Consider the following 19,643-nt stretch of genomic DNA (forward strand, 5'->3'; position numbering starts at 1 on the left):
TCACTTGATCTTTTTCAATATTTTTTAAGCAAGACAAGATTATTTTTTAATTGGAACCGCTTGAGCAATCTGAATAAATTGGCTAATAGTTAACTGTTCTGGCCGCACCCGGGGATCAACTCCTAGCTCCGCTATCAAACGCGTACGCTGTTCTTGATCTTGCAGCAAGTTTTTCAAATTATTATTTAATGTCTTACGCCTTTGAGCAAAACACATCTTAACCACCCAATTAAAATGCTGACGTTCTCCAACCGCTGGCTTTTCTGCCAAAGGTCTTAAAACCACCACACTAGAATCTACCTTGGGACGGGGAATAAATGATGTACTGGGAACGGTTAAGGCAATCTGGGCACTCATTTCAGTCTGCACAGCAATCGTTAATGGACCATAGTCCTTACTGTTAGGACTAGCTTGCAAGCGCTCTGCTACCTCTTTTTGCATCATCAAAGTTAAGCTAGAGAAGTTCAGTCCAGTATTGCCCAAAAAGAAAATAATCGGCGTCGTGATGTAGTACGGTAGATTTGCAACTACCTTAACCGGTCTGGTCATGTCAAAGAAGTCACTAAGGTCTTGGTCAAAGTCTGCTTTTAAGATATCCTTGAGTATCAGCTTGAAACGCTCTGCGCACGGAATACCATTTATTTTATTCGGTAATTCATGCTCCAAAATTGTCGGTAAGTCTTCGTCAATTTCATAGGCGAAGACCTTCGCACCAGCTAACAGAAGCTGCTCAGTTAAAGAGCCAATACCTGGTCCGATTTCAATTACTTGGTCACCTGGCTCAACTTCAGCAGCATTAACAATAGCTCTGATTGCATCCAAATCGACTAAAAAGTTTTGACCCAAGTTCTTCTTCGCCCGGACAAAATACTGGTTGATAATTGCCTGGGTTCTAACCGCCGATCCAATGGGAATTTCGTTATTCATGCTTAACCTCCTGGACGGCTTGTTCAAGGTCATTCAGCGTCACGCCAAAAGTTTGCAAGCGTTTATAAAACTGCTTGGCATTACCATAGCCAATCCGCAACTTAATGCCAACTTGTTCACGCAACTTACGTGCACCTTGACCGCTAGATAAACCTAGCCGCTGATAATCTCCAATGGTTAAATCACTAGGCAGGGCCTGCGCTTCATGCAGCTCACTTAAGGCCTTAATTAAGGCTGCTCGCGAGGCATGTTCCACGCCCAGCGAATTACCTCGTTTGTGCGGCTCACCTTCCTTGCGGGTAATGAAAGCCTGTTTAGCATCAGGTACTGCAGCCGTTACTAGTCGGCGAATGCGTTCGCCATTGAGATCAGGATCCGTCAGAATGATAATTGGTCTTTTTTTGGCTAGTTCTGCAAGTTCAATCAAGACCGGTTCGGGTACATCTGAACCATTAGTTTCAATTGTTTCAATCCCCGGGAAAAATTGTTTGAGCCGGGTTGTGTCATCTTTGCCTTCAACTACTACAACCGCATTAAATTGTTTTTTAGTTAAGACCATAAGCCCTCACTGTATTTGCATATGTTGCCTGGGCAACTTCTTCTAGTGGAATATTTTTCAGTTCAGCAAGCGCACGCGCCACGTAATAAACATTCCCCGGTTCATTCTGGCGACCGCGGTATGGTTTGGGTGTCAGAAACGGGGCATCAGTTTCAACTAAAAGCCGGTCTAGCGGCGTTTTTTGCGCAGATTCATGAACTTCTGTCGCCTTCGTAAAAGAAACTACGCCGGAATAGGAAAAATAAACATTCAGATCGAGAAACTTGCTTAGCCACCTCGCATCGCCATTAAAGCTGTGCAGAATTGCACCATATTCTAGGTTGCTGCTTTGCAAAATCTCGTAGCAATCACCAAAGGCATCCCGCGTATGGATGTCCACTGGCATTTTTAGTTCGTGGGCTAGTTCAAGCTGGCGGGCAAAAACAGCCCGCTGCTGATCACGGGGCGCTTCATCCCAATAATAGTCCAGCCCAATCTCGCCCATTGCGACCACACCAGGCAGTTGCAGTTGTTCAATCAGCTCATCTTCAGCCGCTTGATTATAGTCCCCGGCAACGTCAGGACAGTAACCGACCATGGCATAAACTTGATCAAAGCGCTGAGCCAAGTCAATTGCCCCTTTATTAAAAGTCGGATCCTGACCCACACAAATTAGCTTGGTCACACCTAATTTCTGAGCGCGCTCAAGATAATATTCTTCTTTGCCGCGAAAAGGTTCATCTTGCAAGTGAGTATGATTATCAATTAGTTCCATTAACCTAATTCTGCTCCCACTTCGTGTTCATCGCCTACTAAAGCCAACTTAACCATGCCACCTTGTTCACTTGAAAGCAGCATTCCTTGGCTCAAGTGTCCGAGCATCTTACGCGGTTTTAAGTTGGTCACAGCCAAGACCTTCTTATTTAACAGTTCACTGGCATTAGGGTAGAACTTGCGGATACCACTCAAAATTTGCCGCTCATTGCCATCGCCAAAGTCGAGCTGGAACTGCAACAACTTGTTCGAACCTTTAACCGGCTCAACTGCCAAGATTTTGCCGACTTGAATCTTGACCTTGTCAAAGTCATCAATTGTGATTTCCTTGGCTTGGCCCTGCTGGCTACGACTCTGCTTCTTTGGCTTGGCCTTGGCCATCTCATCTTTGATGTACTTAATTTCTTCTTCTGGCTTTAAGCGGGGATAGATTGGCGCGGCCTGTTCAACCACCTTAATCTGCCAGTCAAAGCCCCCAAATTCAAGGGTCTTGTGACCCTTATCCTGCCAGTCAAGACCCAACTGTCTAAACATTTCAACCGGTGTCTCAGTCATAATCGGGGCAATTAAGAGCGCAATTAACCGCAGACTTTCAGCCAAGTTAGACATTACCCGAGCTAATTCAGCCGTCTTCTTGTCCTTATTCAATGCCCATGGCCTTGTCTCATCGATATACTTATTAGCACGACTAATTAGTTGCCAGATATCCTCAATGGCCTGGGTAAAGTGAAGTGTGTCCATCTTTTCCTGGTAGTCCGCAATAGTCTCACTGGCAACGCGGGCTAAATCTTGACCAAACTCATCCTGGTCACCAGCCACCGGCTTGACTAGGCCAGCTTGATACTGATTAATCATCGAAACTGTTCGATTAAGCAAGTTACCTAAGTCATTGGCCAAGTCATAATTGACGCGTTCAACGAAGTCTTCAGGAGTAAACACCCCATCTGCCCCAAATGGTAGCGCCCGCATCAAGTAGTAACGCAAGGCATCAACACCATAACGGCTGGTAATTGATTCAGGATAAACGGCATTACCCTTGGACTTGGACATCTTGCCATCCTTCATGAGCACCCAGCCATGGCCAATAATGTGTTTAGGCAGGGGCAGCCCTAGGGCCATCAACATAATCGGCCAATAAATCGTATGGAAACGCACAATTTCCTTACCCACCAAGTGAATATCAGCTGGCCAAAACTGCTTAAATAGAGAATCATCCTCAGAACCATAACCCAGTGCCGTAATATAGTTGGACAGGGCATCGATCCAAACGTAGACCACATGCTTGGGATCACTTGGGACCGAAATGCCCCAAGAAACCGTTGTTCTCGTCACAGATAGATCTTCTAGGCCCGGTTTAATGAAGTTATTGACCATTTCCTTTTCGCGAGAATGCGGCAAGATGAACTCGGGGTGGTCTTGATAGTACTGGTAGAGGCGGTCAGCATACTTACTCATCCTGAAGAAGTAAGACGGTTCTTTGACTAGCTGAACCTCGTGGCCGGACGGTGCCTTCCCGCCGATTACATTGCCGGTATCATCCTTATAGACCTCGGCTAGCTGGGACTCAGTAAAGTATTCTTCATCTTCAACCGAATACCAACCGGTGTATTCGCCCAGGTAGATATCACCTTGCTGCAAGAGCTGTTCAAAAATCTGCTGCACTCCCCGGACATGCTCCTCATCAGTGGTTCGAATGAACTTGTCATAAGAGATATTCAGACTTTTCCACAGCTTTTGATAGGTCGCTGCCATTCGATCCACAAATTCTTGCGGCTTAATGCCTTGTTCTGCAGCTTTTTGTTCAATCTTAAGACCGTGCTCATCGGTCCCCGTCAAAAAGAAGGTATCATAGCCCTGACTCCGCTTGTAGCGCGCCATTACATCGGCTGCAATCGTCGTATATGCATTACCAATGGTCAAGCGACCAGATGGGTAATAAATTGGGGTCGTGATATAAAAAGTTTTTTGCTCAGCCATATTTTTCTCCTTAAGTTTTGTCTAACTTCATTATATTATACTACATCACTAAAAAAGAGAATTCCGGACGGAATCCTCTTTTCAAACGAGCCCTTTTTACTAGTAGCGCTAAATTAAGAACTCTTCACTTTTCAGGTAAAAGTGCTTAATCACCGTGGTGAGTAAAATATAGAGCACTAAAATTCCTAGCACAATCCACATGAAACTCATTGGGAGCTCGCCAAACTTTAGTTTGTTGCTCAAAAACGAGAATGGAATCAGCGTACCAATAATACTTGCACCAAAGGTGGACAAGATGACCGTGGCCGTAGCATGCTGACCCACAAAAGGCAAGCGCGGATCGCGCAAGGCATGGATAACCATTTCTTGAGTCCAAAGCGACTCAATAAACCAACCCGTGTGGAACAATGCAATAAAGGCAACCTGTTGAGCGGGGCTAATCGCATTATAGTTACCGCCAACCAGGTGCGGGCAGATCACAAAGTACAGCAAGCCAAAAGTTAAAATATCAAAGACTGAGGAAGTCGGTCCAAAGTAAAACATAAACTTCGGCAGTTTTTTGGTTGACCAAGTCCGTGGTACTTTCAGGTACTCATTATCCATATCATCAAAAGGTAGTGACAAACAACTGGTGCCATACAGCAGGTCCAAAACCAGTAACTGGAGCGGGAGCATCGGCAAAAATGGCAAGAAAGAGGAGGCCACTAATATTGACAAGATATTACCGAAGTTGGAGGAAAGAGTAATCTTGATATACTTCATCGTGTTGCCAAAGACTTTACGACCAATCCGAACCCCCGTTTCGAGCACATTGAGATCCTTATGCAACAAGATAATATCAGCAGACTCTTTAGCAATATCAACGGCCGTATCAACTGAAATTGAAACATCAGCGGCTTTCATTGCGGGAGCATCATTAATCCCATCGCCCATATAACCGACCGTATGCCCGTTTTGCTTCAGCAAGTTAATAATTTTAGTCTTATCTTCTGGTGAAAGTTTGACAAAAATATTGCATTCTTCAACCATCTTGGCTAGCTCTTCCGGTTTTTTACCTTCTAAATCTGCGCCGGAATAAACCGTATCAACGTTCAACCCCACCTGCAGACCAACCGTTCTGGTAACGGCCTCATTGTCGCCAGTCAAGATCTTAACGGTGATTCCATCACCCTTAAGACGGGCCAGAGCGACTTTGGCACTCTCCTTGGGCGGATCAAGAAAGGCTAAAAACCCGCAAAGAATTAGCTCATTTTCATCCTTGACCGAAAATTCGCCCACTGGGGCCGGATTCCGCTTATAGCCAATCATAATCACGCGCAGGCCATCATCATTCATGTTGTTGACCTTTTCCATTACCTTTTGTTTACGCTCTGGGGTTAGCGGCAGAATCTGGCCATCGACCTCAAGCTTGGTAGCAACAGCCATCATTTCTTCAGAAGCGCCCTTGGTTACCAGCAAGTGTTCGCCATGTTCACGATCAGCGTTCTCAACCACAACACTCATGCGCCGTCTGGAGAAGTCGAAGGGGATTTCATCAATCTTGTTATAATCACGCTGGATTTCACTAATATCGAGTTCGTCACCGGCAGCCTCGATAATTGCCTTGTCAATCAGATTCTTCATCCCCGTTTGATAATTAGCATTGATGTAGCCCATTTCCAAAATCCGCGGGTTTTCGTGCAAGTTCAAGTCATAATGGCGTTCTAGTACGACCTTGTCCTGGGTAAGTGTTCCCGTCTTGTCGGTACACAGGATGTCAGCAGAGCCAAAATTCTGAATCGAGTTCATTTTTTTGACGATTGTCCCCTTTTTGGACATCTCAATTGAACCCTTAACTAAGTTAGTGGTAACAATTACCGGCAGCATCTCTGGAGTCAGACCAACTGCGGTCGCAATCGAAAAGATCAAGGCATTAACCCAGTCACCCTTAGTTAGACCATTAATAATTAATACTAGCGGCGCAATGACTGCCGTCATAACAATCAAAAGTTTAGAAACGTTCTTGATCCCCACGTCAAAAGTCGTGTTCTTAACATCACTGTGGGCAATGTCATGCGCCAGCTTGCCAAACATGGTCCGCTCACCCGTGGCAAAAACTACACCTAAGCCAGAACCAGAAACAATTGTCGTTCCCTCGTAGAGAATGTTGGGGTAATCCAGATAGTCACGATCTTGACCTAATTGCGGTTTCTTAGTCGCAATTTTTTCAACTGGATTTGATTCACCATTGAGCGAACTAGATGAACAAAAGAGGTCTTTACTAGTAAGTAACCGCATGTCTGCCGGCACCATATCACCAGCAGCCAGACGAATTACATCACCAACCACCACCTTGCTGGTATCGATCTCCTGGTCCTTGCCATCCCGGATGATATCCGTGGTAACCGAAACCATTTTTAAAAGTGCTTCAACGGCACTAGAAGATTTGACATTTTGGATAAAACTAGTAATCCCTGAAATGACCACCATCGTGAGCATGATGGCAACTGTACTCAGATCTTTTTCTCCGGCCGGTACAAAAATATAGTCGGTACAGAGAGAAATTGCGGCCAGGGCTAATAAGACCAACGTAAACGGCGTTATAAAGGCCTCAGCTAGAAACTGCAGCTTAGAGTTGCGCTTACCAGACGCGATTGTATTGGAACCAAATTCCTCCCGGTTTTTTTCTGCTTGACTACTGGTCAGTCCGTCGCTGCTTGCATGGAGCCTTGCGAGTGTCTCCGCCCTATCCTCATTGGCAATGGCTTTGACTAGCTCCAGGTCCTTGTTGCTAGCAACTTCAGTTGGTTTTCTCAGCATCTTCATCACTCCTTTTCTTTCCAAAACACAAACAAACTAAAAAGAGATCGCCCTCATACCGCTGGCGACCCCCTTTTAAACAAGGTATCATTAATACTCGTCGTTCAGTTTTAACACTACGTGACGTAAGCTCAGGCTAGCTATCTGGTTACCGCCTTATCTCGACGGTAACTATTTAACTCATTGGCATCTCTGGATGTTTCTGAGCGATAGCATTTGTTCACGTAGGAGTCTCACCTAACAGTTTATTTGTTTTATTTGATTTGCACTGTGAGTGTAATACACATCACCAACTTAAGTCAACCCATTTACTTATTTTTTGAGTGCAAGTTATTTTTAAAGAATAAAGCCAGTCCCCCCAAAACGACCACGAGGGCTAGGGCAATTGGAAGTGCTAGCCGGTGGGGATGCGTGATTTGGGCGCGTTCCTCCGCCGACAAGTCGTACTTATCAAGCGAATACTGATACTGTTGGTCAATGGTGGTCGCACATGCTCTAAAGACGAAGCGTAAGCCTTGATTAAATTTTTGGCGGTTATTGCTGCGCAAGCGGTCGGACTGTGCCCGAATGATGCTACCGCGAATATCCGCGGTAAAGCCGCCGTGTAAGTCCTTACTGGTATAAATCTGGACGTTACGCTTCTGATCTTTACTACCTACCACGATAAAGACGGTGTGTTTATACTTACTCAGTTTTTTGGGCGTTAAATGATTCACCCGGTTTACTGTCTGCACAATAATTCGCGGTTGCTCACTCGTCTGCAGATAACGATCGTTCTTAGCCATAATCAACTTACTGGTTTCACGGTCCAGCAGATGACTATTGTCTTTGACGTTGGGATTGGTAAAAGCCGTCATCGTGCAAAACACCCCCACCAAGGCAAGCATTAACGTCAACTTAGTTTTCAACGTCTGCCAGCATTTGAGCCAATTGCTCCACGTAGTCGCGGTCAATTTTAATTTGCTCATAGGGCACCCCACATTCTTTAAACAACGCTATGGTTAACGGACTATCATGATAGTCAAAGTAATAATTAACTTTTTTGACTCCGGCCTGCGTCAGTGCTTTGGCACAATTGTAACAAGGAAAGTGCGTTACATAGATTTCCGTAGCGGCAGTCGAAACTCCGTTCTTGGCACATTGAATCAACGAGTTCATTTCCGAGTGAATTGTCCGCACACAATGCCCATCCACCATCTGATGACCGACGTCATCACAATGCGGAGCCCCCGTCACGGAACCGTTGTAGCCGGTTCCGATAATTCGATTGTCCTTGACCAAGACACTACCAACAAGCGCTCGCGCACAAGTTGAGCGTTGGGCAATCACCAGTGCTTGCATCATAAAGTATTGTTTCCAAGGAATCCGTTTACGCATTTTTTACCTCTTAAAGTAATTCAGGCCAATTGCCTCACGCACCTCAGTCAGAGTTTGATTAGCTACTTGATTGGCCTGGTCTGAGCCTGCTACCAGCATCTCCTCAACCTCAGCTAAATTTTGCTCAAAGTGGGCCCGGCGAGCCCGAATTGGACTCAATTCTGCTTCCATTACTTCGTTCAGGTAACGTTTAATTTTGACATCGCCCAAGCCACCTTTTTGGTAATCTTCTTTCAATTCTGCTACCTTATCCTTATCAGGGGCAAAAATATCAAGATAGGTAAAGACCGTATTACCTTCAACCTTGCCTGGATCCTCGACATGAATATGCCCCGGATCAGTGTACATTGACATGATCTTCTGCTTGACAGTTGCTGCATCATCAGACAGGTAAATCGCATTATTCAATGACTTGGACATTTTGGCATTGCCATCGAGTCCAGGCAACCGCCCCTGGCCTTGGGTCGGAAAATAACCTTCCGGTTCAACCAGCACCTGACAATTATATACACGGTTGAAAGTCCGCACGATCTCACGGGTTTGTTCAAGCATCGGTGCCTGATCATCGCCAACCGGCACCAGTGTTGCTTTAAAGGCCGTAATATCGGCTGCTTGAGACACTGGATAATTCAAAAAGCCTACTGGTAGGGACTCAGTAAAGCCTTTTTGCTTAATCTCAGCCTTCACAGTGGGATTACGCTCCAAGCGGCTAACCGTTACCAGGTCCATATAATAAGCTGTCAGTTCGAACAAAGCTGGAATTTGCGACTGCACGAAGATGGTTGAAATAGTTGGATCAAGTCCCACCGCCAGATAGTCCAGGGCAACTTGCACGAGGCTGGTGCGGATTTTTTCGGGATCACGGGCATTGTCAGTCAGGGCCTGAGTGTCGGCAATCATAATGAACGGGTGGTAATCACCAGTATTTTGCAGTCTAACCCGATTTTTTAAAGAACCAATGTAGTGGCCCACATGCAATCTCCCAGTTGGGCGATCGCCTGTTAGGATAACTTTCTTATTCATTCTATCTTGCCTTCCTTGAACTTTTAAAACCTATTTCATCTGCTAATTATAGTCAATTCTACCAAAAATCAAGTGATGATTAAATACGGAGAGAAAAATGTGCAATCAATTTCAATTAGCCAGTCTGGCTGAAATTAGCAAATATCTGATACAGGACTTAAACTTACCACTGGTCGAACCAGCTGCTCAGCTTCCGCAAGCGCAGCAAATCTTTCCCCAAGCGGCTGCACCTGTCTTGCTTTTTCAAGATAAGCAGTTAATCTTAGACAAAAAGACCTGGGGTTATCCCAGTTTATTCGCCAACAAGGTAATCTTCAATGCTCGTATTGAACGCTTTTTTGCGGAAAAACCGTCGCTGTGGAACAGCTCCTTTGCCAAACGGCGTTGTCTCATTATTGCCAAGCAATTCTTTGAATCCGGGCCGCAAACTTATCTAGCTAGCAACGGCCGCCGTTACCATGAACGTTTCAGTTTTCGCAATGAAACTGAACCATTGACCTTAATTGCCGGAATTTATCAAGAAGACCATTTCGCCATGGTGACGACTGCCCCTAATTCAGTGATGGCACCACTTCATGACCGAATGCCCTTAGTCATTCAACCCCAGGAATTGCGGCAGTGGCTCTTTCAAAACTTTACTTCATTGCTTGACCGTAGTCAGATACCCCTAGCTGTCAGCAAAATACCGCAAAGACAATAGCCAATCTGCTACTTTTGCTAGTTACCGGTCTAAATTTTTTAAATCGAAACTTGGATTTAGACCAAAAACATGGTAAACTGGTTCAGTAATGCGGGTATAGTTTAATGGTAGAACGTTAGCTTCCCAAGCTGAAGATGCGGGTTCGATTCACGCTATCCGCTTGAAAAAAAAGGCAATGACTTAAGTCATTGCCTTTTTTTGTTAGGTCATAATAACCAAGATCAATCCGTTAACTATTGCCAAGTAGACAGGCATCCAGAGCGTTTGGGTATAGAGGTAAGACCAAGCAAAGATGGCACCAAAGATCAAATTGACCACCAGTAACGGCAGCGAATTTTGCCAATTGAGCAGGCTAAAGACCAAGCCCGAAGCAAGTGTCCCCAGCGCAGCTGTCATTACGGTGTTACGCCGGAAGGCATAGTTAAACAAAAATCCAGTCGCCAGAAATTCCTGCAGCACAGGTACGACAATACCTACTGCCAATAATAAAAACCAGTACGTACCACTTGCTTCATGGTGCAAGTAGTCAAGCTGAAAGCCATACAGTTTGAGTTTGCCATAAGACTGTAACCACGACACGCTGATCCGCAGAACCGTCACGACCACCGTCAAGCCCACAATAAGACCGAATTCACTCAACCATGAGCCCGTGAAACTGCGGTCGAAATAACGCTGCTCCCGGTTAAAACGATAAATAAAAAACAACAAAACCATCAGTGAAATCGTGACAAATAAAATTAAATCCCAGATGTGAATTGGTGAATTGTTAGTAACAAGCTTAACTACGCCAGCAACCATTATGTAGCCAATTAAGTAAATGGCATAGCGAATTAGGTTGCCTTCTCTTGATGCTGGTGTATTCACAAAAATTACCTCTATCCAATGTGTACCTTACAAGTCCCATATTATAGCAAAAAAAGGCCGCTTTATGAAATGCCAGCTGTTTTTTCTCCTGCAGACCGGCCGTAATGCTTACTCATAAGCATTACCACCATTGTGACCACCAACCAGGCTGCTACGTCTGATGGCGGTCGCCCCCGGCAACAGACTGGAAGCCCGGATTAGACTGGTAAAACCGTACCTTTGTCTAATCCGATCGATAGTCAGATCAATGGTATGTTTTTTTAGCTGTTCAGTAGGTTGAACAAAAAAAGTTAGCTGGTCGCTAGTTGCAGGGACCAAGTGGCTACAACTTACTCCTATTTCTCGGACAGGCTCGCCATGCCAATTTTTGCGCAAAAGTGCAATGAGTTCTTGCACCAGCAGGTCAGTGTCATTAGTGGGAAGAATTTTTTGCTGAACGCTGAAACCCTTGCGGTTGCCATCTTGCTGATATCGTGAAAAGCCAATATGCAGACTAAGGCAGCCGGCCTGCAGGTGATGTGCCCGAATCCGAGCGGCCACCTGCTCACCAATTTCACGGAGGACGATTTCCAGCTCACGTTGGACCGTATAATCCCTCGTTAAGATTTGCGAATTACCATAGCTTTTCGTCCGCGGTTGGTACTTTTGGCTGATGATACTACGGTCAACCCCCCAACTCATGGCAAATAATTGTGCGCCAATAACCCCGAATTCTTTTTGTAAAATAGCCGGATCAGTGTGAGCTAATTCATACATATTATTAATCTGTAACCGGTGCAGACGCTTGGCCGTTCTCTTGCCAATCCCCCAAACGTCTTCTAAATTAGGAAGCCGCCAAATTGTGTCGGGCACATCAATGTAGTGCCAGTAATCAATCATCGATTCCCGGTGTTTAGCCGAAGTATCCATTGCCAACTTGGCCAGTAGGGGATTTTCACCGATCCCACAAGTCGTGTATAGTCCCAGCTCCTTTCTAATTTTTACTTGAATTTGCCGTGCCACCAAGTAAGGATCGTCACCAAACAAGTGCCAGGACTTGGTCATGTCAATCATCGACTCATCAATTGAATAGGCATGGATGTCCTCCTCAGCTGCATATTCCCGCAAAATGTCCAGCACTTGCATGCTACGCCTGATATATAAGTTCATATGTGGTTCTACTAAGATCAAATCGGGGGCCGCATCACTATTAGGTAGGTCACGCACTCGCATCACATTAGTCAAACCATACTTCTTTTTTGCCAGTGGCGACGCTGCCATGATTAATCCCGCGCCCGCTTTACTGTCAGGCTGGTGGGAAACCACTGCTAATACTGCCTTCATCGGATTGAGTCCCCGCTTAAGTGCCTCACAACTGGCAAAAAAAGACTTGTTATCAATCATCAAAATCACGCGATGCGGTTCATAGCGGTAATCATACATCATCTTCACCCTCTGTTCCAAACTACTGTTCGATTATCAATTATACAAACATACGTTTGAACAAGCAAGTGAAAACTTATTTAATCGCAATGATAGTTACCTGGTATTCACCAGCTGGTGCTTCTACCTTAACCTTACTTCCGACCGTTTTTTTCATGATGGACTGTCCCAATGGTGAATCATAGGCCACCTTACCGGCTGTAAGATCGGCTTCCAGCTGGCCCACAAGTTGATACTCCACTGTTTCTTCCTCATCAGCAAATTTCAAAGTGACGGTTTTGCCTAAGTCAACCTTGCCGTCTGCGCTTTTTTCAACAATTTCGGCATACTTTAACTGCTTGTCCAAGTAACGCAACCTGCTCTGCAAGTGTCCCAAGTCCCGTTTAGCTTCCGTATATTCAGTGTTTTCTGACAGGTCGCCTAAGGCTCGTGCCTCCTGCAAAATCTTAATCCGACGGGGCCGGTCCTTCTTTAACCGAGTAATCTCATCCTTGATTTTTTGGTAACCGGTTGGGGTCATTTTTTGATAATAAACCATTATTTTCTCTCCCTACTTTTTCTTTTAAAATTATCCACAAGCATTTAATCCTATTTTACCAGCATTTAAGCGACTTATTTGGCACTAAAAAATAAAGAGTGCTAATTATTTTATTTTTCCTAATCTGCATACTATAATAAGCAGTGTAAGGAAGAAATGAAAGTCTTCCGTTACAAAATAAAGTTAATTTGAAAGGAAGTTTTTACTATGGCAAATGAAATGATGAATCGGCACAATGACATTTTTGATGCGATGAATGACTGGTTTGATCTTCCAAAGAAAATTTTTGACAACAATGAAATGGCAAAATTAATGCAGGCAGATGTCGTGGAAAACGACCACGAATACGTTATTAAAGTTGACCTGCCCGGCATGGATAAGGACAAGATTAACCTTAGTTATAACAACGGTATTTTGAGCGTTTCAGGTTCGCGCAAGTCCTTTAAGGACATGTCCAAAGATGGTAGTCTTATCCACCGCGAAAGAAGTGAGGGTCACATCTCCCGTAGCTTCAGGCTCCCAAATGTTGCAGCTAGTGACATCCATGCCAAGTATGACAATGGGGTACTGACCATTAACCTACCAAAACAAAGCGCTAATGAAAGCGAAAACTCGATCCAAATCGACTAGCTTTCCAGAGCGTTTTAGGACACCCCAAGATAATTACTTTGGTAAAACGAGTTCAAATATTGAACTCGTTTTTGTTTTGGCTTAGAATAGAAGATAATTTAAAATTAAATTAAAAAGGAGATTAATTTATGGGACATCAGGTTACCGTCCAAGAAATCGAAAAATTTGCAGACCAATTCAATGCCAACCCTAAAAATCAAGTTATTGCCCGCGCCGCTCAAAAGAGTGGCGTACAGGCCGCCGCATATAACGAGCGGGTGCAAGCTGAATTAAATCGGGTTTTTTCAACTGAACTAGACACTGAAAACGTTACTAACCAGCGCCAATCGGGGCGCTGCTGGGAGTTTGCGACACTCAATATTTTGCGCCATAACTTTGGCAAGCAGCACCACGTTAAGAACTTCACCTTCTCGCAAAGCTACAACTTCTTCTGGGACAAGATTGAACGCGCAAATATTTTTTATGAGAACATTCTAGCTACTGCTGACCAGGCACTAGACTCCCGTACCGTTAAGGCTTACCTTGAAGATGCGGGAGCAGACGGCGGACAATTTCACATGGCCGCTGCCCTAATAGCAAAATATGGGGTAGTACCATCTTATGCCATGCCGGAGAATGCTAACACCAACAATACTCATGCCTTTGCCAAGACACTTGGCGACAAGCTGAGAAAAGATGCCCTAGTGCTGCGCGCGTTAAAGCAAAAAGGTCAGGAAGATCAACTTGCCAAAGTACGCGAGCAACTCTTGAGTGAAGTGTACCAAATGACGGCTATTGCAGTCGGTGAGCCGCCCCGGAAGTTTGATCTCGAATACCGCGACGACGACAAAAACTACCACTTGGACAAGGACTTGACACCACTCGAGTTCTTGCACAAGTATATGGGCGACGTTGACTTCGATGACTACGTTGTCCTAACTAACGCGCCCGACCATGAATATAACAAACTGTATGCTTTACCCTTTGAAGACAATGTAGCAGGATCTTATCGTATCAAGTTTCTCAACGTACCAATGGAATATCTCGAATCAGCATCCGTTAGTCAATTAAAAGACGGCGAAGCCGTCTGGTTTGGCAATGAAGTTGGTGCCCAAAGCGACCGCCAGCAGGGTTACCTCAACAGCGACCTGTACCAGTACACTGACTTATATGGGGTTGACCTCAAAATGTCTAAGGGTGACCGACTACGTACCGGAGCTGGAGCTTCCACTCATGCCATGACCATTGTGGGGGTTGACGAAGACCAGGGCCACATCCGCCAATGGAAAGTGGAAAATTCCTGGGGTGAAAAGAACGGCGACAAGGGCTTCTTTGTCATGAATAACGACTGGTTCAGAGACTATACTTATGAAGTAGTTGTCCACAAGAAGTACCTAACCCCCGACCAAGTCGCCTTGGCAGAAGGCCCAGTAACCGACCTACCCGCCTGGGATTCACTTGCCTAGTAATAAATTAAGATGCAAACAAAAAACGAGATTCACAAGAATCTCGTTTTTTAGTTAGTTCGCATGAGCAGTTCATCAAACCGCTGGAAAAATTTTTCTTTATCAGCCTTGGTTACTAGGGTAAGCTCGCGACCATTTGGATCATCAACCAACCGGCCAGCAGCCAAGCCAGCGGTAATTACCTTGACCCGGTGCTGCTCTACCCGCGCAACAACTTCTGGATAAAGTGCACTAATAGTCGTCAAAACATCCCAGAAGTACAGCTGAGCGGTTTGAATCGGTGGATTAACCAAGAGACTGTAAGCTTGCCCCACTAAGTCAATGGCTGGGTACTTGCGCAGGCGAGCCCAATGCATTCTGAGTTCATCGGTTAAGGGTAATTCCTCGCTACTTTCAAGTCCCACCACCTGCATTGGAATAGCCGAGTCTAAAACGCGAGCAACGGCATCTGGGTCCCAGAAGGCATTCCATTCCTGGCTGCCGTCGGCATTGACCTGAACCACATTGCCATGGCCATTAAGTGACCCACCCATCCAATAAAGTCGAGCAATTTTAGTTTCAATTGCCGGACTGGCATCAAGTGCTCGGGCTAGATCAGTTAAAGGTCCGGTCATCACCAAAGTTACTGGCGCGCTCGCCTGTTCAAGCTTGGCTATCATATCTAAGTGCGCCGGCTGCTGCGCCTGCTTAGTGACCACTTTACCGGCTTCATTTAACATTGGCAGGTAGTTGAAGGAATATGAGGCCGTCCGCCACTCTGCTGGAAACTGATTGACGGCGCGAGAAGTTGACCTGGCAACTTCTAACTTGTCACCACGTAAGTTGAAACGGTCGGTCAGCTTTTGACAAACTGCGACAGCTGGATCTACATAGCCGTCGGCATCAATTGCGCTAACACCTAATAGTTTAATGTTGGGGGCTTGCAAAAAAAGCAAGTACGACACCAGGTCATCAATATTGCCGTCATGGTTAAAATAAATTTCTTTCATCGTTCTCCCTACTTAGACTTAATATAATTTTGACCGTCGGCTGCAGGTGCAACTGACTTACCAAAGAACAAAACCAGTATCACAATCGTAATCACATATGGTGCAATCTGCATGTAAACAGCCGGAATATGGTTGAAAAACGGCAACTGATTACCGATAATGCTAAGACTCTGGGCAAAACCAAAAAATAGTGAAGCAAGCATCGCGCCAAGTGGGTTCCATTTACCGAAAATCATCGCGGCTAAGGCCATAAAACCTTGACCAGCAATTGTAGAAACGGAAAAGTTACCAGAAATCGCCTCGGCAAAGACCGCCCCACCAATGCCGCCCAAAAAGCCAGAAATCAACACACCTGCGTAGCGCATACCGTAAACATTGACCCCCATCGTGTCAGCCGCCTGTGGATTTTCCCCGCAAGAACGCAGCCGCAAGCCAAAGCGGGTCTTGTATAACACCCACCACAGGATGAATGCTAGGACAATGGCAAGCCAGGCTGGTGCAGACGTATCCTTAAACAGAATAGGACCGATAACCGGGATATTAGCCAAGCCGGGAAAGCTAAAATATCCAAAGCTCTGACTAATATTTTCCGTTTGACCTTTGTCATAAATAGCTTTAACTAAAAATACACCTAAGGGCGGGGCCATCAAGTTCAAGACCGTTCCACTGATAATATGGTCAGCGTGAAAGTTGATTGTTGCAACTGCATGCAGGAGGGCAAAGAGTACGCCAACCAGACCACCAACCACAATCCCCAGCCACGGCGTCAGGGTACCGAAAGTCGAGGCAAAAGTCAGGTTAAAGACAATTGAAGCAAAGGCGCCCATCGTCATAATCCCTTCTAGACCAATGTTGGTGATACCGGAATTTTCACTGTATACCCCACCTAAAGCAGTAAAAATTAAGGGCGTGGAGTAAACAAAAGTCGAAGACACCAATAAGGGTAAAATTGTCATTAGATTCATTAGACCTGTCCTCCTTCACTAGCCTGCCGGTGGCTAGCTGATTCTTTGGTAATTGTTTCCCGGCGCTTGCTTTGGGTGGTTTGCTTATTCTTAAATAGCAGCCCAATAACGTATTGGATTGCTACGAAAAAGATGATTGCGGCAATCACAATGGACACAATTTCATACGGAATCCCGGCAATTGTTTGCATGCCTAGACCACCAATCTTTAAAATTGAAAACAAGATGGCGGCCAGCAAAATACCTAACGCGGTCCCACCTCCCAAAAGGGCAACGGACAGTCCATCCCAACCAATATCAAGACTAGTGGTTTGCGTAAAGTAGTTCTGGTAAGTCCCCAGGCCTTGGACGACACCGCCCAAACCAGCAAAGCCACCTGATAGAAGCATCGAGATCATGATATTCTTCTTAGTCGACATGCCAGCATACCGACTAGCAAAGGGATTAGTTCCAACCGCCTGGATTTCAAAACCAGTTGTCGTCTTTTTCATTAGATACCAGTAAAAGAAAACGGCCACGATTGCAATGAAGATGCCAGCATTGATCCGCGAATCGCCAAACATCGTACTCAACCAAGGAATCTTCAGGCTACCGTTAGCGCTGATGGTCTTAGTCGTGTCAATATCTAGGCGTAGCCTAGCCGGCATCACTTGCTGAGTTAAGTACTGACAAGTATACAAGACAATGTAATTAATCATAATCGTCGTAATTACTTCGTTAGTGCCAAACTGGGCCCGCAAGCCGCCGGCCAGTCCTGCCACTACAGCACCAGCTAAGACGCCGCTAACAATGGCCAGTGGAAGCAGGATAACTTTAGGCAGTTGCGGATTAGCTAGCACGACCCAAATTGCTGCAAGCCAGCCGGCCTGCGCCTGTCCTGGCAAGCCAATATTGAAAAAACCCGCCTGCGAAGCAATGGCAAAGCCAATAGCAGTAAAAATCAGGGGCGTGGCTTCACGGATGGTCTCACCAAGCCCGTTCAAGTTGCCCAGAGCGCTAGTAAACATCGACGTGTAAGCGTCCAGCGGATTGTAACTCCACACTAGCATGATCAGCGCACCGATTAAAAAACCCGCAATAATTGAGATTAAGGGCACCAAAATTCTTTTTGTTTTAGGAGTCACTTTAAGCAAGAGTTGTACCTTCTTTCTTGAAGCCCGTCATTAGCAGGCCTAGTTCCTCATCACTGGTTTCTTCCGGCTTTACTTCACCCGAAATAGTGCCGTCATGCAGGACAATAATACGGTCTGAAAGTTGCATGATTTCATCCAATTCATAGGACACCAGCAGAATCGCCTTGCCCTTGGCTCGTTCAAGCAATAACTGCTGGTGAATGTACTCGATTGCACCAACGTCCAAACCGCGGGTCGGCTGAAAGGCAATAATCAGGTTACTATCACGGCTCAACTCGCGCGCAATAATGACCTTTTGCTGATTTCCACCAGATAGGTCGCCAACCGGTTCTGCACTACCCTTTGTCCTAATATCATACTGGTCAATAAGGTCATCAGCGAACTTATTAATGACCTCATGGTGCATTACATTGTACTTTGAAAACGGTGCTTGATAGTAGGTCTGCAGACTAAGATTGGCCGCAACCGAAAATGGCAAAATTAAGCCGTATTTTTGGCGGTCAGCTGGAATATGCGCAACCCCGCTAGAAGTGATCTTACGCACATTTTGGTTGGTCATGTCCTGATCAGCAATGATTACGTGCCCTGAGTCAACGTGCTGCAAGCCAGTTAGTGCCCGCACCAGTTCATCCTGACCGTTGCCGTCAATCCCAGCAACACCCAAAATCTCACCGCCCCGCAGGTCAAAGGACAGCCCCTTGAGTGCCCAAACTGCTTGCCTATTTTTCACTTTGAGCTTGTCTACCTTCAGCATGGTCTGACCCAATTCAGTGCTGGGCTTATCCAACTGCATATTGACGTGCCGCCCAACCATTAGCTCCGCTAAACGGTTGTCCGAAACCTCCTTTACCTTAAAGGTGCCCACGCTTTGTCCAGCGCGAATAACCGTCACCTCATCAGCAGTCCGCTTAATTTCCTCAAGCTTATGGGTAATTAAGATAATGGACTTGCCTTCAGCGGCCAGTTCCTTCAAAATTTGGATGAATTCCGTAATTTCTTGCGGGGTCAAAACAGCAGTTGGTTCGTCAAAAATCATGATGTCAGCACCGCGGTAAAGAATCTTAAGAATTTCTACGCGTTGCTGCTGCGCTACCGTAATCTCACTTACCTTTTTGAGCGGATCAACGTTGAGGTTATAGCAATCCGACAAGGCCTCAATTTCCTGCTTGGCCTTGGTAAAATCCAGCTTCGGGCCATGGCTTGGTTCATGGCCCAGAATAATGTTTTCCAGAACAGTAAAGGAATCCATCAACATAAAGTGTTGGTGCACCATTCCAATTCCTAAATCTTTGGCAACAGTTGGATTTTTAACAGCGACTTCCTGGCCGCGCACCTTAATTTCACCCGCAGTAGGCATCATCAATCCGGACAAAATACTCATTAAGGTTGACTTACCGGCGCCATTTTCACCAAGTAAAGCCAGAATTTCGCCCTGCTTTAACGTTAAATTAATGTCATCATTAGCCTTGAACCCATTGAAATCCTTGACGATGTGCCGCATTTCAATTACATTTGTCGTCTCGTTCATATTATTGTTAATTT

18 protein-coding genes, 1 tRNA gene and 1 riboswitch are annotated in these 19,643 nt (G+C 45.5%); of the genes, 4 read left to right on the plus strand and 15 right to left on the minus strand.

Translation table 11 applies throughout. The annotated features are described in order from the left end of the window. Nucleotides 1–39: 39 nt before the first annotated feature. The 8 genes from rsmA to trpS all read right to left on the minus strand — a co-directional run bounded on the left by rsmA (nucleotide 40) and on the right by trpS (nucleotide 9,415). Nucleotides 40–927: a 16S rRNA (adenine(1518)-N(6)/adenine(1519)-N(6))-dimethyltransferase RsmA gene (gene rsmA / locus R8389_RS06620; RefSeq protein WP_317637243.1), complete on the minus strand. Its 888-nt coding sequence runs from the start codon at nucleotides 925–927 to the stop codon at nucleotides 40–42. After that, nucleotides 920–1,486, minus strand: a complete 567-nt coding sequence (rnmV, locus tag R8389_RS06625) for a ribonuclease M5 (RefSeq protein WP_317637244.1) — start codon at nucleotides 1,484–1,486, stop codon at nucleotides 920–922. Before rnmV ends, rsmA begins: the two co-directional genes overlap by 8 nt. Continuing rightward, nucleotides 1,473–2,240 (minus strand): TatD family hydrolase, encoded by a 768-nt coding sequence (locus R8389_RS06630; protein ID WP_317637245.1) that lies wholly within the window; start codon nucleotides 2,238–2,240, stop codon nucleotides 1,473–1,475. The genes rnmV and R8389_RS06630 overlap by 14 nt, the downstream gene beginning before the upstream one ends. Continuing rightward, the gene (gene metG, locus R8389_RS06635) at nucleotides 2,240–4,216 is read right to left on the minus strand and encodes a methionine--tRNA ligase (RefSeq protein WP_317637246.1); all 1,977 of its coding nucleotides are present in this window, start codon (nucleotides 4,214–4,216) and stop codon (nucleotides 2,240–2,242) included. Before metG ends, R8389_RS06630 begins: the two co-directional genes overlap by 1 nt. A 108-nt stretch (nucleotides 4,217–4,324) precedes the next feature. Continuing rightward, entirely contained in the window at nucleotides 4,325–7,015 is a 2,691-nt protein-coding gene (gene mgtA / locus R8389_RS06640; RefSeq protein ID WP_317637247.1) for a magnesium-translocating P-type ATPase, read from the minus strand. Nucleotides 7,016–7,103: 88 nt separating this feature from the next. After that, nucleotides 7,104–7,267, minus strand: a riboswitch (M-box (ykoK) riboswitch). Between the two features lie 56 nt (nucleotides 7,268–7,323). Then, nucleotides 7,324–7,983, minus strand: coding sequence for a TPM domain-containing protein (locus tag R8389_RS06645; RefSeq protein WP_425604627.1), 660 nt, complete (start codon nucleotides 7,981–7,983; stop codon nucleotides 7,324–7,326). Then, a complete protein-coding gene (locus tag R8389_RS06650) occupies nucleotides 7,913–8,392 on the minus strand; it encodes a deoxycytidylate deaminase (protein WP_317637248.1) in 480 nt (159 codons plus the stop codon). Before R8389_RS06650 ends, R8389_RS06645 begins: the two co-directional genes overlap by 71 nt. Before the next feature lie 3 nt (nucleotides 8,393–8,395). Further along, complete coding sequence (gene trpS, locus R8389_RS06655; RefSeq protein ID WP_317637249.1) at nucleotides 8,396–9,415, minus strand: tryptophan--tRNA ligase; 1,020 nt, start codon at nucleotides 9,413–9,415, stop codon at nucleotides 8,396–8,398. A 97-nt stretch (nucleotides 9,416–9,512) separates the two neighbouring features. On the opposite strand from trpS, the gene R8389_RS06660 reads away from it, so the two are divergent. Both R8389_RS06660 and R8389_RS06665 read left to right on the plus strand, forming a co-directional pair. Beyond that, nucleotides 9,513–10,115, plus strand: a complete 603-nt coding sequence (locus R8389_RS06660) for an SOS response-associated peptidase family protein (RefSeq protein WP_317637250.1) — start codon at nucleotides 9,513–9,515, stop codon at nucleotides 10,113–10,115. 90 nt (nucleotides 10,116–10,205) lie between these two features. Beyond that, nucleotides 10,206–10,276, plus strand: a tRNA-Gly gene (locus R8389_RS06665). A gap of 40 nt (nucleotides 10,277–10,316) precedes the next feature. On the opposite strand, the gene R8389_RS06670 is transcribed toward R8389_RS06665, so the two are convergent. From R8389_RS06670 to greA, 3 genes are all read right to left on the minus strand, one after another. Beyond that, a complete protein-coding gene (locus R8389_RS06670; protein WP_317637251.1) occupies nucleotides 10,317–10,979 on the minus strand; it encodes a CPBP family intramembrane glutamic endopeptidase in 663 nt (220 codons plus the stop codon). A gap of 108 nt (nucleotides 10,980–11,087) precedes the next feature. Continuing rightward, on the minus strand, nucleotides 11,088–12,401 hold the full coding sequence (locus R8389_RS06675; protein WP_317638261.1) for a Y-family DNA polymerase: 1,314 nt from the start codon (nucleotides 12,399–12,401) through the stop codon (nucleotides 11,088–11,090). Nucleotides 12,402–12,477: 76 nt separating this feature from the next. Beyond that, entirely contained in the window at nucleotides 12,478–12,939 is a 462-nt protein-coding gene (gene greA / locus R8389_RS06680) for a transcription elongation factor GreA (protein ID WP_317637252.1), read from the minus strand. 207 nt (nucleotides 12,940–13,146) lie between these two features. Here greA and R8389_RS06685 point away from each other — a divergent pair, with 207 nt between their 5' ends. Together R8389_RS06685 and R8389_RS06690 are read left to right on the plus strand one after the other, a co-directional pair. Next, nucleotides 13,147–13,569 carry an Hsp20/alpha crystallin family protein gene (locus R8389_RS06685; protein ID WP_317637253.1) on the plus strand — a complete coding sequence of 141 codons (423 nt, stop codon included), beginning with the start codon at nucleotides 13,147–13,149 and terminating at the stop codon, nucleotides 13,567–13,569. Nucleotides 13,570–13,697: 128 nt separating this feature from the next. Further along, the gene (locus R8389_RS06690; protein WP_317637254.1) at nucleotides 13,698–15,014 is read left to right on the plus strand and encodes a C1 family peptidase; all 1,317 of its coding nucleotides are present in this window, start codon (nucleotides 13,698–13,700) and stop codon (nucleotides 15,012–15,014) included. A gap of 50 nt (nucleotides 15,015–15,064) precedes the next feature. On the opposite strand, the gene R8389_RS06695 is transcribed toward R8389_RS06690, so the two are convergent. The 4 genes from R8389_RS06695 to R8389_RS06710 are packed head-to-tail and all read right to left on the minus strand — an operon-like array spanning nucleotide 15,065 to nucleotide 19,629. After that, the gene (locus R8389_RS06695) at nucleotides 15,065–16,003 is read right to left on the minus strand and encodes a nucleoside hydrolase (RefSeq protein ID WP_317637255.1); all 939 of its coding nucleotides are present in this window, start codon (nucleotides 16,001–16,003) and stop codon (nucleotides 15,065–15,067) included. A gap of 8 nt (nucleotides 16,004–16,011) precedes the next feature. Further along, complete coding sequence (locus R8389_RS06700) at nucleotides 16,012–16,968, minus strand: ABC transporter permease (RefSeq protein WP_317637256.1); 957 nt, start codon at nucleotides 16,966–16,968, stop codon at nucleotides 16,012–16,014. Further along, nucleotides 16,968–18,101 (minus strand): ABC transporter permease, encoded by a 1,134-nt coding sequence (locus tag R8389_RS06705; RefSeq protein ID WP_317637257.1) that lies wholly within the window; start codon nucleotides 18,099–18,101, stop codon nucleotides 16,968–16,970. Before R8389_RS06705 ends, R8389_RS06700 begins: the two co-directional genes overlap by 1 nt. Next, nucleotides 18,094–19,629: an ABC transporter ATP-binding protein gene (locus tag R8389_RS06710; RefSeq protein WP_317637258.1), complete on the minus strand. Its 1,536-nt coding sequence runs from the start codon at nucleotides 19,627–19,629 to the stop codon at nucleotides 18,094–18,096. Before R8389_RS06710 ends, R8389_RS06705 begins: the two co-directional genes overlap by 8 nt. Nucleotides 19,630–19,643: the final 14 nt, after the last annotated feature.

The organism is Lactobacillus xylocopicola, from assembly GCF_033096005.1.
Classification (GTDB): domain Bacteria; phylum Bacillota; class Bacilli; order Lactobacillales; family Lactobacillaceae; genus Lactobacillus; species Lactobacillus xylocopicola.

Coding starts and splice junctions, on each gene's coding strand:
- rsmA (WP_317637243.1), bottom strand. CDS start 927: ATGAATAACGAAATTCCCATTGGATCGGCGGTTAGAACCCAGGCAATT.
- rnmV (WP_317637244.1), bottom strand. CDS start 1,486: ATGGTCTTAACTAAAAAACAATTTAATGCGGTTGTAGTAGTTGAAGGC.
- R8389_RS06630 (WP_317637245.1), bottom strand. CDS start 2,240: ATGGAACTAATTGATAATCATACTCACTTGCAAGATGAACCTTTTCGC.
- metG (WP_317637246.1), bottom strand. CDS start 4,216: ATGGCTGAGCAAAAAACTTTTTATATCACGACCCCAATTTATTACCCA.
- mgtA (WP_317637247.1), bottom strand. CDS start 7,015: ATGCTGAGAAAACCAACTGAAGTTGCTAGCAACAAGGACCTGGAGCTA.
- R8389_RS06645 (WP_425604627.1), bottom strand. CDS start 7,983: ATGAGCAAATTAAAATTGACCGCGACTACGTGGAGCAATTGGCTCAAA.
- R8389_RS06650 (WP_317637248.1), bottom strand. CDS start 8,392: ATGCGTAAACGGATTCCTTGGAAACAATACTTTATGATGCAAGCACTG.
- trpS (WP_317637249.1), bottom strand. CDS start 9,415: ATGAATAAGAAAGTTATCCTAACAGGCGATCGCCCAACTGGGAGATTG.
- R8389_RS06660 (WP_317637250.1), top strand. CDS start 9,513: ATGTGCAATCAATTTCAATTAGCCAGTCTGGCTGAAATTAGCAAATAT.
- R8389_RS06675 (WP_317638261.1), bottom strand. CDS start 12,401: ATGTATGATTACCGCTATGAACCGCATCGCGTGATTTTGATGATTGAT.
- greA (WP_317637252.1), bottom strand. CDS start 12,939: ATGGTTTATTATCAAAAAATGACCCCAACCGGTTACCAAAAAATCAAG.
- R8389_RS06685 (WP_317637253.1), top strand. CDS start 13,147: ATGGCAAATGAAATGATGAATCGGCACAATGACATTTTTGATGCGATG.
- R8389_RS06690 (WP_317637254.1), top strand. CDS start 13,698: ATGGGACATCAGGTTACCGTCCAAGAAATCGAAAAATTTGCAGACCAA.
- R8389_RS06695 (WP_317637255.1), bottom strand. CDS start 16,003: ATGAAAGAAATTTATTTTAACCATGACGGCAATATTGATGACCTGGTG.
- R8389_RS06700 (WP_317637256.1), bottom strand. CDS start 16,968: ATGAATCTAATGACAATTTTACCCTTATTGGTGTCTTCGACTTTTGTT.
- R8389_RS06710 (WP_317637258.1), bottom strand. CDS start 19,629: ATGAACGAGACGACAAATGTAATTGAAATGCGGCACATCGTCAAGGAT.